Below are 12,547 nucleotides of genomic sequence, written 5' to 3' on the forward strand. Positions count from 1 at the left end.
AATGTCAAGGAAGTTCCCAATAATCGGGAGGTGACGCAACACGAGGCATGGTTTGTGCTAGTTCACGGAAAACGTTGGCGCTTTGCTCTATACTCAACGGACTCCCGCAAAGTTTCCGAAAATTTGAGGAGAATTCCCCCATGCTTAATATGTCCAGGCGCCAGTTCCTCAAAGTGAGTGGCGCAACGCTGGCGGGGTCCAGCCTGGCAATGCTCGGGTTCGCGCCCGACGCGGCGCTGGCGGAAGTCCGTCAGTTCAAGCTCGCACGCGCGACCGAGACCCGTAATACCTGTCCGTACTGTTCCGTGGCCTGCGGCCTGCTCATGTACAGCTACGGCGACGGCGCGAAGAACGCGAAGAAGAGCGTTTTCCACATCGAAGGCGACCCGGACCATCCGGTCAATCGCGGCACGCTGTGCCCGAAGGGGGCCAGTCTCATCGACTTTATTCACAGCCCGAACCGCCTCACCCACCCGGAATACCGCAAGCCCGGCTCCGACAAGTGGGAGCGGATTTCTTGGGACGATGCGCTCGATCGCATTGCGAAGCTGATGAAGGCCGATCGCGACGCCAACTTCGTCGAGAAGACGGACGACGGTCTGACGGTCAACCGGTGGCTGACGACGGGCATGCTTGCCGCGTCGGCATCGAGCAACGAGGTCGGTTACCTCACGCACAAAGTCATCCGCAGTACCGGGATGCTGGGATTCGACAACCAGGCACGTGTCTGACACGGCCCGACGGTGGCAGGTCTTGCCCCGACGTTTGGCCGTGGCGCGATGACGAACCATTGGGTCGACATCAAGAACGCGGATCTGGTACTCATCATGGGCGGCAATGCGGCCGAGGCACACCCTTGCGGTTTCAAATGGGTGACCGAGGCGAAGGCGCACAACAAGGCGCGCCTGATCGTGGTCGACCCGCGCTTCAACCGTTCGGCATCGGTCGCGGATTACTATGCCCCGATCCGTACCGGCACGGATATCGTCTTCCTCGGCGGGCTGATCAATTACCTGCTCACGAACGACAAGATCCAGCATGAATACGTCAAGAACTACACCGATTTCACCTTCCTGGTGAAAGACGAGTTCGCGTTCGAAGACGGTCTCTACTCGGGCTACAACGCCGAGAAACGCACTTACGACAAGAGCTCCTGGGACTACCAGAAGGGCGCGGACGGCTACGTGCTGACCGACCCCACGCTGCAACACCCGCGCACGGTGTTCCAGCTCATGAAGCAGCATTACTCGCGCTACACCATCGAGACGGTCGAGCGCGTGTGCGGCACGCCGGCCGAGAAGGTCGAGTACATCTACAAGCAGATCGCCGAGTGCTCCACCCCCACGCGCACCATGACCATCATGTATGCGCTGGGCTGGACGCAACACTCGATCGGCTCCCAGATGATTCGTACCGGCGCGATGGTGCAACTGCTGCTGGGCAATATCGGCGTGGCGGGCGGCGGCATGAATGCGCTGCGCGGTCACTCCAACATCCAGGGGCTGACCGACCTGGGACTGATGACCGACCTGTTGCCGGGCTACATGACGTTGCCCAAGCAGGCCGAGCAGACCCTCGAGCAATATCTGACGGCACGCACCCAGAAGCCGCTGCGTCCGAACCAGCTCAGCTACTGGCAGAACTATCCGAAGTTCTTCGTGAGCCTGATGAAAGCCTGGTGGGGCGACGCGGCGACCGCCGAGAACCACTGGGGCTACGACTACCTGCCCAAGCTCGACAAGCCGTACGACCTGCTGCAGGTGCTCGAGCTGATGAACCAGGGCAAGATGACCGGCTACATCGCGCAGGGGTTCAACCCGATCGCGGCGGCGCCGGCCAAGTTCAAGTGGGATCAGGCGCTCGCCAAGCTCAAGTTCCTCGTCATCATGGACCCGCTGGCGACCGAGACATCGGAATTCTGGAAGAACTTCGGCGAGCACAACAACGTCGATTCCAGCAAGATCCAGACCGAGGTGTTTCGTCTGCCCACGACCTGCTTTGCCGAGGAAGACGGCGCGCTCGTGAACTCCGGGCGCTGGCTGCAATGGCACTGGAAGGGGGCCGAGCCGCCGGGCGAGGCGCGCACCGACATCGAGATCATGACCGGGTTGTTCTTGCGTCTGCGCGAGATGTACAAGACGCAGGGCGGCAAGTACCCGGACCCGATCGTGAACCTGTCGTGGCCCTACGCGCAGCCGGAAAGCCCGTCGCCCGAAGAGCTCGCCAAGGAGTACAACGGCCGTGCGCTCAAGGACCTCGTCGATCCGAAGGATCCGACCAAGGTCACGCGCAAGGCTGGCGAGCAGCTCGCGGGCTTCGCGGAGCTGAAGGACGACGGCAGCACGTCTTCGGGCTGCTGGATCTTCGCCGGTGCGTGGACGCAGGCGGGCAACCAGATGGCGCGTCGTGACAACAGCGACCCGACCGGCATCGGCCAGACGCTGAACTGGGCATGGGCGTGGCCGGCGAACCGCCGCATCCTGTACAACCGCGCGTCGTCGGACCTCGCGGGCAAGCCGTTCAATCCGAAGCACAAGCTCGTGTACTGGAACGGCAAGGCCTGGACCGGGTCCGACGTGCCGGACTTCAAGGTCGACGAAGACCCGGCCGGCGGCATGGGGCCGTTCATCATGAACCCCGAGGGCGTTGCGCGGTTCTTCGCGAAGGGTGCCATGGCGGAAGGGCCGTTCCCCGAGCATTACGAGCCGTTCGAGACGCCGCTGGGATACAACCCGCTGCATCCGAAGCAGCCCAAGGCCACGAGCAATCCGGGCGCCCGCGTGTTCCCGGACGATCTGGCCACGATGGGCACCGCCGACAAGTTCCCGTATGTCGCGACCACGTACCGTCTGACCGAGCATTTCCATTACTGGACCAAGCACGCGTTGCTCAACTCGATCATCCAGCCGGAGCAGTTCGTCGAAATCGGCGAGGCGCTGGCCAAGGAGATCGGGGTGGCGGCGGGCGACATGGTCAAGGTGACCTCCAATCGCGGCTTCATCAAGGCCCGCGCGGTCGTGACCAAGCGCATTCGCGCGCTCAAGGTGGAAGGCAAGACGATTCACCACGTGGGCATTCCGATTCACTGGGGCTTCAAGGGACTGACCAAACCCGGGTTCCTCGCGAACACGCTCACGCCCATCGTGGGCGACGGCAATTCGCAGACACCGGAGTTCAAGTCGTTCCTGGTGAAGGTCGAGAAGGCATAAGGGGGCGCCATGGCATTGCAATCTCTGGATATCAAACGGCGCTCGGCAACCACGCTGCCGTCACCCTCGGAACGCGAGGCGTACACGGGTGACGTCGCCAAACTCATCGACGTCACCAAGTGCATCGGCTGCAAGGCTTGCCAGACCGCCTGCATGGAGTGGAACGACCTGCGCGACGAAGTGGGCACGAACGTCGGGGTGTACGACAACCCGGCTGATCTGACGTCCGATTCGTGGACGCTCATGCGCTTTACCGAGTACGAGAACCCGAAGGGAGACCTCGAGTGGCTCATCCGCAAGGATGGCTGCATGCACTGCGAGGACCCGGGCTGCCTGAAGGCATGTCCGTCGCCCGGGGCGATCGTGCAGTACGCCAACGGCATCGTCGACTTCCATGAAGAGGCGTGCATCGGTTGCGGGTACTGCATTACCGGCTGCCCGTTCAACATTCCGCGTATCTCGCAGAAGGATCACAAAGCGTACAAGTGCACCCTGTGTTCCGATCGCGTGTCCGTGGGACTCGAGCCGGCGTGTGTGAAGACCTGTCCGACGGGCGCGATCATGTTTGGCACGAAGGACGCGATGAAGGATCAGGCGGCCGAGCGCATCGAAGACCTGAAGACCCGGGGCTTCGACAACGCGGGGCTGTATGATCCGGCCGGCGTGGGCGGCACGCACGTCATGTACGTGCTGCACCATGCCGACAAGCCGTCGCTCTATCACGGCCTGCCGGACGATCCGCGCATCAGCCCGATGGTCACGTTCTGGAAAGGCATCGCCAAGCCGCTGGGGGTCGCCGCCATGGCGCTCACGGCGATTGCCGGCTTCTTCCACTACATCAAGACCGGCCCGAACGAGACGACCGAGGAGGATGAAGAAGCGGCTCGCCGCTTCGACGCGTCGCGCAAGGGTAGCGGGCCCGATGGACAGAAGGGCGCCATCACGCACGAGGAGGTCTGACCATGTCCTATGAACGAAGCGATCGTACGGGAGACAAGGGCGATCTGATCGAGCGCTACAACGCCTCGGAGCGTATCAATCACTGGATCGTCGCGGGCACATTCATCTTGCTCGCGCTTTCCGGGCTGGCGCTGTTTCATCCGTCCATGTTCTGGCTCACCAACCTGTTCGGAGGCGGCCCCTGGACACGGGTGCTGCATCCGTTCGTCGGTGTGGTGATGTTCGTCGCGTTCGTGTGGCTCGCACTGCGGCTTGCCCGCTATAACAAGTTCGAGTCGCGCGACGCCGAGTGGATGAAGAAGATCGGTGACGTGCTGGACAACCGCGAGGAAAATCTGCCGGAAGTCGGGCGCTACAACGCCGGGCAGAAGCTGCTTTTCTACGTGATGGTGCTGTGCATGATCGGCCTGCTGCTCTCGGGCATCGTGATCTGGCGAGCCTACTTCGCGTTCTACTTTCCGATCTGGGCGATTCGGCTGGCGTCGGATGTTCACGCGGTGTGTGCATTCGTGCTGATTTGCGGCATCATTACGCACATCTACGCGGCGATCTGGATCAAGGGCTCCGTGCGCGCCATGACGCGCGGAACCGTCACCCGCGGCTGGGCGTGGAAGCACCATCGCGCCTGGTACAAGCAGCTCAACAAATAAGTCCGGCCGGATCGGTGGCCGGACGCTCATACGAGGCCGGCCACCTTGCAACGCATTCTCGAACCCGGACAGATCGAGTCGCTCGATCGCACCTCCATTCCCCGTATACGCCTGCCCCAGCGCGCCGAAGTCTTTTCGGCGCGTGCGGCGCGGCTTCGTCAATTGGCCGACGGTCATCCACTTGGCGATTACCTGCGACTGATGGCCGCGCTCGTCGACGCGCAGCAGCGCGTGCTCGACAACTTCACGCCGCCACCGCCCTCGCCCGAGTCGATTGCGCAGGCGCAGCAGCACTGCATGCCGCTCGTGCCCGCGACGGGTGGCTACGACGCCGGCCGGTGGCAACCGCTTCTCGCCCCGCTGCTCGACGCCGTTGCGGCGCAGCCCGACCTGCCCGCCGCCGTACGCGGTGTGCTGGCGCGGGTTCGCGCGGCTGATCCGGCCGCGCTCGAAGCCGGCGCCCAGTCGTTGCTCGCCGGGCATGGCAAGGGCGTCGACGCCGCGAGTGCGCCGTTCATCATGGCCGCGCTGCAGGTCCTCTGGACCGGTGTGGCGAGTACCTTCGACGCGGGCGACGTGCCGATGCTGGACGTCCCCAATGTCTGCCCGGTGTGCGGCACGCTGCCGGTGGCGAGCGTGGTTCGCATCGGCGGCGCGTACGAGGGCTATCGTTACCTTGCGTGTGGGCTTTGCGCGACCGAGTGGCACATGGTGCGCGTGAAGTGCACCCATTGCGAGGCCGGCGAGCACGTGGCGTATCACGTCGTCGACAAGGGGGGAGAGGCCACCGCATCGGGCGACGCCATGCTCGCCGCGAGTTCGGGGGGCGAGATACTCAAGGGCGAGGACGGGCGTCCGAAGCTCGATGACGCCGCCAGGCGTGTCGCATCGTCGCCCATCCGGGCCGAATCGTGCGACGACTGCCATGGCTACCGGAAGATCTTCTATCAGGACAAGGATCCGTTCGTGGAGCCGGTCGCCGATGACCTGGCGAGTCTCGCGCTCGACGTGCTGATGGGCGAGGCGGGCTATGCGCGAGCCAACGGCAATCCGTTGCTATGGCAAAACGCCGAAGACGCCTGAGGGGAAAGACGCCATGACGGAAACGACGGCGATGACGAGCCGGCCGGCGGACGATGACGCACTGGCGGGCGCGGCGGATTTGCCTTCGGTCGACCGGTTGCTGGGAATGCCGGTCTTCGAGGCGGCGTTGGCCGACTACGGACGTGTGCAGGTCACCGCCGCGTTGCGTCGTGATCTCGATGCGTGCCGTGCGGCGGCGCTGGCAGGCGCGCTTACCCGCGATGCCGTGACGCCCGCTGCCTTCGGCGAGCGGGTAACGCGCGCCTTGACCGAGCGCAACCGTGCCGCACTGCGGCCGGTTTTCAACCTGACGGGCACCGTGCTGCATACCAATCTCGGACGCGCGTTGCTGCCCGAGTCGGCCGTCGAGTCCGTGATGCAGGCGCTCACCGCCCCGGCGAATCTCGAATTCGATCTGGCGACTGGCGGACGCGGCGATCGCGACGACCTCGTCGCGCCGTTGCTATGCGAGTTGACCGGCGCGGAGGCGGCCACGGTCGTCAACAACAATGCCGCCGCGGTGCTGCTCATGTTGGCGACGCTGGCCAGGCGTCGCGAAGTTGTGGTCTCGCGCGGCGAACTGGTCGAGATCGGCGGCGCGTTCCGCATTCCCGACATCATGACGCACGCGGGGGCGCGGTTGGTCGAGATCGGCACGACGAATCGCACGCATCCCGCCGACTATCGCAATGCCATCGGCGAGAAGACCGCGTTGCTGATGAAGGTGCATTGCAGCAACTACGAAGTCACGGGCTTCACGCGGAGCGTGGACGTGGCCGAGGTGGCGGAGATCGCAAGGCCGCATGGCGTGCCGGTGGCGGTCGATCTTGGCAGCGGCACGCTCGCGCGGCTGGAGCAATGGGGGTTGCCGCACGAGACCACCGTTCAGGAGACGATCGCGGCAGGTGCCGACCTCGTGACCTTCTCCGGCGACAAGCTGCTGGGCGGTCCGCAGGCGGGCATGATCGTCGGGCGCAAGGACCTCATCGCCAGAATCAAGAAGCATCCGCTCAAGCGCGCGCTGCGCGTGGGCAAGCTCACGCTGGCCGCGCTGGAGCCGGTGCTGCGGCTGTACCGGGACCCGGATCATCTGATCGAGCGGCTGACCACGCTGCGACTGCTCACCCGGGCGCGCGCGGACATGGCGGCGCAGGCCGAGCGTCTCGCGCCGGTGCTCGCGGCCTCGCTGGGCGAGGCATACGCCGTGCGTGCCGCGCCCATGATGAGCCAGATCGGCAGCGGTGCGTTGCCGGTGGAACAACTGCCGAGTTTCGGGCTGGCGATCGTGCCGGCGGGGGGCGGCAAGCGCGGCAGCGGCCGTGCGCTTGCCCGGCTCGAGGCGGCGCTGCGCGCGTTGCCGTATCCGGTGATCGGTCGCATTTCGGATCAGACGCTGTGGCTCGACCTGCGGTGTCTCGAAGCGAGTGACGAGGCGCGGTTGTCGCTGCAGTTTGCGGAGTTGCGCGCATGATCGTTGGCACGGCAGGACACATTGACCACGGCAAGACGAGTCTCGTTCGCGCGCTCACCGGTGTCGACACGGATCGTCTGAAGGAAGAAAAGGCACGCGGCATTTCCATCGAGCTGGGCTATGCGTACACGCCATTGCCCGACGGCGACGTGCTCGGGTTCATCGACGTGCCCGGTCACGAGAAGCTGATTCACACCATGGCGGCTGGCGCCGTCGGCATCGACTTCGCGCTGCTGGTGGTTGCGGCGGACGATGGGATCATGCCTCAGACGCGCGAGCATCTGGCCATTCTTTCGATGCTGGGTGTGCGACGCGGTGTGGTGGCGTTGTCGAAGGCCGATCGGGTCGACGCTGGGCGGCTGGCCACGCTCACGCAGGAAATTCACCGGTGGCTGGCCGGCACGCCGCTCGCGCGATCGGAGGTGGTGCCGGTGTCGTCGACCACGCCGGACGATGCGGGCGTGGCGGCACTGCGCGAGCGGCTGGTTGCGGCGGCACAGGCGCTCAAGGCGTCGGGCAACGCGATGCGACGCGACGACGCTTTGTTTCGTCTGGCGGTGGATCGCGTGTTCACCTTGCCGGGACACGGCACGGTCGTGACCGGTACGGCTTTCGCGGGGACGGTGCGCGTAGGCGACACGCTGCGCGTGATGCCGCAGGGAGTGCCGGTGCGCGTTCGCAGCATTCACGCGCAGAATCGTCCCGTCGATGCGGGCAGGGCCGGCGAGCGTTGCGCGCTGAATCTGGCCGGTGTGGAGCGCGATCAACTGGGGCGAGGCGACTGGATCGTCGCCGACGGTCTGTCGGCGCCTTCGACGCACATCGACGTCGACCTGCATTGGTTCGAGGGCAGCGCACCGCTCACGCAGTGGTTTCCATTGCATGTGCATCTGGGCACGACGCACGTTCAGGCGCGCACCGTTTTGCTGGGGGGCGACACGCTCGCCCCGGGCGGGACGATGCGCGTGCAGTTGGTCTTCGATGCGCCTGTTTGTGCGATGCCGGGCGATCGCTTCATCGTGCGCAATCCGCAGGCGACGGCGACCGTCGGCGGCGGGCGGGTGCTCGATCCGGCTGCGCCGGAGCGAAAGCGCCGATCGGCGGCGCGATTGGCGTGGCTCGATGCCGTGGCGAAGTTTCTCGACGGTGACGGGCTCGAAGCCCTCCTGTCGCAGTCGCCGTTCGGGCTGACGAGCGCCCAGGTCGTGGCGCTGAGCGGGTTGCCGCCGGGGCAATGGCGGTGGCCGTCGGACGCGGTGGTGCTGCCCGGTTCGGAGGGCGAGTCCCTCGCGTTTGCGCCCCGGGCGTGGGAAGCCGTGCGGGCGCGCGTACTCGACGCCCTGCGCGATTATCATGCGCGCCTGCCCGACGAGCCCGGGCTCGATGCGGCGCGCCTGGGACGGATGACGTGGCCGGCGCTGGACGCGCCGCGCTGGCGCATGGCCATGCAGGCGATGCTCGGTGAAGGTGGGTTGGCACGTACGGGCGCGTGGTGGCATCTGCCCACGCATCGCGTCGAAATGACGGATGAGGAATCGGCACTGGCGCAGGCGCTGCTGCCGAAAGTGGCGCAGGGCCGCTTCGATCCGCCGTGGGTGCGCGACATGGGGCGCGAGCTTGGTCTGCCGGAGGAGCGCGTGCGTGGGGTGCTTCGCAAGCTTGCCCGGCAGGGCCGCGTGCATCAGATCGTCAAGGACCTCTTTTACGACGAAGCGTGTGTGCAGACGCTGGCGGACATGATCGCGCATGCGAACGGCGCGGTCGAGGCGGGTACGTTTCGGGATGCCACGGGGTTGGGGCGCAAGCGCGCGATTCAGATTCTGGAGTTCTTCGATCGTGCGGGATATACTCGCCGCGTTGGCGATCGCCACGTACGGCGTCCCGGTGTGACATGGGGCGCGGCGTCCTAGGTCGCTTCGTCTGAAGGAAGGCATCCGTATCCGGTGATGCGGCCGGGCTTCAAACCCGGTTGGGGGCGTCAGCCGCTCCCAGGTAGGTTCGACTCCTGCTGCTTTCCGCCACAAGGCTTTGGCGGATTTTGACTGCCCTGAACTTTGCCAAGTTTTTTCCGCAAACTTTGACTTGTTCCGCAAAATTCATTTCGTTGGCTTCACCTTGGTGCCACGGCGATTGCGCACATAGTGCTCTGTCATCGTAACTGACGTGTGTCCGAGTTGCTTCTGCGCTTGGCGGATGTCGCCAGTTGTGTCCGTCTTGTCGGTGCCGGCCTTCGCTCGCAAATCTCGCATCTGAAATGCGTCGTCAGCCACTCCTGCCGCGCGTCGGGCATGCCGAAAGCGCCGCTGCAGGGTGTCGAGCGTCATGGATCGACCCCGCTCATCTACGATGAGGGCAGTGCTGACAACCTTGTAGGCACGCTTTCTTTGATGAATACGCTCGATGACGCGGGCAAGTTCTCCGACGACTGCTATGCGTAGCTTTATTTTCGTTTTCCCCTGTTGAAACTCGAGATCGCCGGCGGCGCTCAGATGTCGCTCGTCGAATTTGAGTACGTCTTGCGGTCGTTGACCCGTCAGATACATCAGATCCATGGCGTCTCTCGTTGCGGTGTCAGCGACTTCGTAGACCGCCGCGAATACCTCGTCTTCAACGTAGATATCGCGGCCAGTCTCGCGATTCATCTTCACGCCCATGCATGGGTTCGCAGCTTTTGTAAGTCCGACTTCCCGAGCGTAATTGAATGCATGGCTTAGAACCTCGATATCTCTGTTTGCCCGAACGTATCCCGCATCTGTAGGCGCGACCTCCTTCCGCGATTGGTACCAGGCGACGGACCGCTTGTGTCGCCAGTACATGTATTGCTTGACATGGACAGGCTCAATTTCGTCAAGCGGGGCATCCTCCCCGAAGAACTCGTAAAGCAACGCGATTTGGTCGAGATTGTCTTTCTGGCTACGAGGAGCTTTGCCGGGGATGATGTCCCGTATATAGATGGTGAATGCATTTTTTAGCGTAGCCGCCGCAGATTCTGGAACGTTGGCGTGCTCTAGCTCAGACCACTTCCTGACCGCAAGGACGAAATCGGTTCCCAAGGGCAACTCTTTCCTGGGCTTGCCTCCAATATCGTAGAAGTAGTACGTTTTCGATCCTCGATGTCGAGCCCGCATTTTGGGCGGTAAGTTTCTGTTTCTACTAGGCTTGCGTCCCATTGTGTTACCCCATTGCGGTCAATCTCGGTTGCCATTTTTTCTTCGGTGGCTCTTCCCCGCGATACCTTCCTTCGATCGCGACCCGTGCAACGATTGGTCGGCCTCGGGCATTGACCCAAAACGGAATTCCTACTGTGCGCAGCCACAGCGCTTGCCGCGCTTCGCGGGATTGTCCGTTCCGCCCAGAGCGAATGCCGGACAACTCTGCTACCTCCTCTTCCGTGAGAAATGTGTCGCTCATATTTTTTCCTCAAATTTTTTCGCCGTATATCGCAGAATCGCCTCAATTACGTTGGGCGTGTCATAGGGTCGGCAGGCCAATTCCGTCGCGCTGCCCGAAATTCTTCAGATCGATCTCTGGGAGGCAATATTTGAGGAGTAACATCTTTACCTCGAGCGATGTAATGCGCTTTATGCGTGCATTGTTCATATTGGTGGCGGAGGTGCCCATGCAAAGAACGATTGAGTACCGTGGCTTCGAGATACACGTCGAGCTAAAGCAGACCACCAAGGACATGTTCGACGTGTGGTTTCGTGTGGACGGCCCGATCAAGCCAGTTGGCGTTATGGCCCTAGGCACGCCGATAAAGGTGCGCAATGGGCCGTTTTCCCGCCGATGGGCGTATCTAGTGGCGGAAATCTCCGGCCAAGCGGCGATAGACGTGATACTTGGCGCACCAGAATGAGTGGTTGACGTGCTTGCCGTGGCATTGCGCGGGTATTCCTTAGGCCTGAACCATGTGTTTGGGCGTACCCTGTTCTGACCGATAGCCAATTGCCCCCGGCGAACCGGATTCAAGCCCTCTCAATTTGGTGGGCTTCTTTTTGCCAGAATCGACTAGTCGTACCTTACGACGGGGCATTCGCAGGGAGGCGCAAATGGGAAGGTGTGTAGCATGCGAGCATCTTGCTGGCACAATGCCCGACGGAACCGCGCACGATGATCTGGTGCAGACGGGTACGGCGCGTAGGAAGCACTTTGCACAGGCAGTCGGCGATTTGATTTTCTACCGTTGCAGAGTTTGCGGGCAACGCTGGGAGCTTGAGTCCGGCAGGCGAGATCCAAATATTGGCTGGGCGCTTGCTTCGAAGTAACGGGATATGAGTTTTTGACGAACTCGTCAACCACCGATTCTCTGAAAACACGGAACGTTACTTTCTCAATAGGTGATTCATCAGGCAACTTTGTCTGCCGTTCAACCCATGTGGTCCATCAACTTCATGTATCGCGGTTGCAACGTCGACATCGAGATCGGCGAGCGTGCGACCCTGTGGGACATCACCATCGAGGTGACGCCGCTTGATGGCGTCGAGCTCATCGAACCGTTCGGCGCCCGCAAGCTGAAGCTGGCGAAGGTCGAGGAACTGGACGAGATCCAGGCGGCGCTTGTCGAAGAGATCCAGACGGCGATCGATCATCGGCTTGTCGGCTGCTGAGTGGCCTTTCTGTGTTTCGGCCGTGGCCGGGTGGGTGGTCATGCTGCTTTCATCCTCTCCATCGCATCACCGGCGCGGCGAGCAACTTCGCATAGCCATCTCGCAAACTCTCGTGGTGTTGCCTCGAATTCCGATTTCCTGATCGATGGTCTGGCCTTCGACTTGTCGCGCCCGCTCCATAGCCCAACGGTATGGGTCGCTTCACCAAGCACCATTGGCATCGTCGGCAGCTCGTTTGGTGAGCATCCTACGATGTACAACTTCGTCCGCTTCCGCGCTCTATGACCGAACCACTGCTGGTCAACGATCAACGTCCAACCGCCATACTCATCTTGGTTGCCAATCTCTGGAAGACTTGCAACATTCCATAGCGTCGAGAGCTGAGGGTGCTCGAGAACCCCCCCATATCGCCGCACGTGTAATGACCCACTGAAAACCTGCTCAGGTGTTAACCTTCGAGGACAAACACATGAGCATGAAGATGGAAGATGAGATCAAGCGTTGGACGGCCAAGCGCAAGAGCGCGTTGGTGCTCGACATTATTCAAGGCAAAACGACGGTATCTGA

The 12,547-nt window shown here is 62.7% G+C and carries 10 protein-coding genes, 1 tRNA gene and 1 pseudogene; 10 read left to right on the forward strand and 2 right to left on the reverse strand.

Annotation, left to right across the window (positions count from 1 at the left end):
* Window positions 1-140 precede the first annotated feature (140 nt).
* The 7 genes from fdnG to PMO31116_RS20280 all read left to right on the forward strand — a co-directional run bounded on the left by fdnG (window position 141) and on the right by PMO31116_RS20280 (window position 9,394).
* A complete protein-coding gene (gene fdnG, locus PMO31116_RS20250) occupies window positions 141-3,209 on the forward strand; it encodes a formate dehydrogenase-N subunit alpha (RefSeq protein ID WP_150568261.1) in 3,069 nt (1,022 codons plus the stop codon).
* A 9-nt stretch (window positions 3,210-3,218) separates the two neighbouring features.
* Window positions 3,219-4,169, forward strand: coding sequence for a formate dehydrogenase subunit beta (fdxH, locus tag PMO31116_RS20255; protein WP_150568262.1), 951 nt, complete (start codon window positions 3,219-3,221; stop codon window positions 4,167-4,169).
* Window positions 4,170-4,171: 2 nt separating this feature from the next.
* Window positions 4,172-4,819: a formate dehydrogenase subunit gamma gene (locus PMO31116_RS20260; protein ID WP_150568263.1), complete on the forward strand. Its 648-nt coding sequence runs from the start codon at window positions 4,172-4,174 to the stop codon at window positions 4,817-4,819.
* A gap of 45 nt (window positions 4,820-4,864) precedes the next feature.
* Window positions 4,865-5,902: a formate dehydrogenase accessory protein FdhE gene (fdhE, locus tag PMO31116_RS20265; protein ID WP_174971542.1), complete on the forward strand. Its 1,038-nt coding sequence runs from the start codon at window positions 4,865-4,867 to the stop codon at window positions 5,900-5,902.
* 31 nt (window positions 5,903-5,933) lie between these two features.
* Entirely contained in the window at window positions 5,934-7,373 is a 1,440-nt protein-coding gene (gene selA, locus PMO31116_RS20270; protein WP_150568277.1) for an L-seryl-tRNA(Sec) selenium transferase, read from the forward strand.
* Complete coding sequence (selB, locus tag PMO31116_RS20275; RefSeq protein ID WP_150568264.1) at window positions 7,370-9,283, forward strand: selenocysteine-specific translation elongation factor; 1,914 nt, start codon at window positions 7,370-7,372, stop codon at window positions 9,281-9,283. Before selA ends, selB begins: the two co-directional genes overlap by 4 nt.
* 15 nt (window positions 9,284-9,298) lie before the next feature.
* Window positions 9,299-9,394 (forward strand) — tRNA-Sec (locus PMO31116_RS20280).
* A 75-nt stretch (window positions 9,395-9,469) separates the two neighbouring features.
* Here PMO31116_RS20280 and PMO31116_RS20285 read toward each other — a convergent pair.
* Window positions 9,470-10,426 (reverse strand): tyrosine-type recombinase/integrase, encoded by a 957-nt coding sequence (locus tag PMO31116_RS20285; protein WP_246185404.1) that lies wholly within the window; start codon window positions 10,424-10,426, stop codon window positions 9,470-9,472.
* Window positions 10,427-10,547: 121 nt separating this feature from the next.
* Window positions 10,548-10,784: a DUF4224 domain-containing protein gene (locus tag PMO31116_RS20290; RefSeq protein ID WP_150568266.1), complete on the reverse strand. Its 237-nt coding sequence runs from the start codon at window positions 10,782-10,784 to the stop codon at window positions 10,548-10,550.
* A gap of 208 nt (window positions 10,785-10,992) precedes the next feature.
* Here PMO31116_RS20290 and PMO31116_RS20295 point away from each other — a divergent pair, with 208 nt between their 5' ends.
* The 3 genes and pseudogenes from PMO31116_RS20295 to PMO31116_RS24150 all read left to right on the forward strand — a co-directional run.
* Window positions 10,993-11,229: a hypothetical protein gene (locus tag PMO31116_RS20295; protein WP_150568267.1), complete on the forward strand. Its 237-nt coding sequence runs from the start codon at window positions 10,993-10,995 to the stop codon at window positions 11,227-11,229.
* A gap of 517 nt (window positions 11,230-11,746) precedes the next feature.
* Window positions 11,747-11,980, forward strand: a complete 234-nt coding sequence (locus tag PMO31116_RS20300) for a hypothetical protein (RefSeq protein WP_150568268.1) — start codon at window positions 11,747-11,749, stop codon at window positions 11,978-11,980.
* Window positions 11,981-12,449: 469 nt separating this feature from the next.
* Window positions 12,450-12,547: pseudogene (locus PMO31116_RS24150) on the forward strand (DUF1153 domain-containing protein); the annotation flags it as partial.

Origin of the sequence: Pandoraea morbifera (assembly GCF_902459575.1) — a bacterium.
GTDB classification, from domain to species: domain Bacteria; phylum Pseudomonadota; class Gammaproteobacteria; order Burkholderiales; family Burkholderiaceae; genus Pandoraea; species Pandoraea morbifera.

Coding starts and splice junctions, on each gene's coding strand:
- fdxH (WP_150568262.1), top strand. CDS start 3,219: ATGGCATTGCAATCTCTGGATATCAAACGGCGCTCGGCAACCACGCTG.
- PMO31116_RS20260 (WP_150568263.1), top strand. CDS start 4,172: ATGTCCTATGAACGAAGCGATCGTACGGGAGACAAGGGCGATCTGATC.
- selA (WP_150568277.1), top strand. CDS start 5,934: ATGACGAGCCGGCCGGCGGACGATGACGCACTGGCGGGCGCGGCGGAT.
- selB (WP_150568264.1), top strand. CDS start 7,370: ATGATCGTTGGCACGGCAGGACACATTGACCACGGCAAGACGAGTCTC.
- PMO31116_RS20290 (WP_150568266.1), bottom strand. CDS start 10,784: ATGAGCGACACATTTCTCACGGAAGAGGAGGTAGCAGAGTTGTCCGGC.
- PMO31116_RS20295 (WP_150568267.1), top strand. CDS start 10,993: ATGCAAAGAACGATTGAGTACCGTGGCTTCGAGATACACGTCGAGCTA.
- PMO31116_RS20300 (WP_150568268.1), top strand. CDS start 11,747: ATGTGGTCCATCAACTTCATGTATCGCGGTTGCAACGTCGACATCGAG.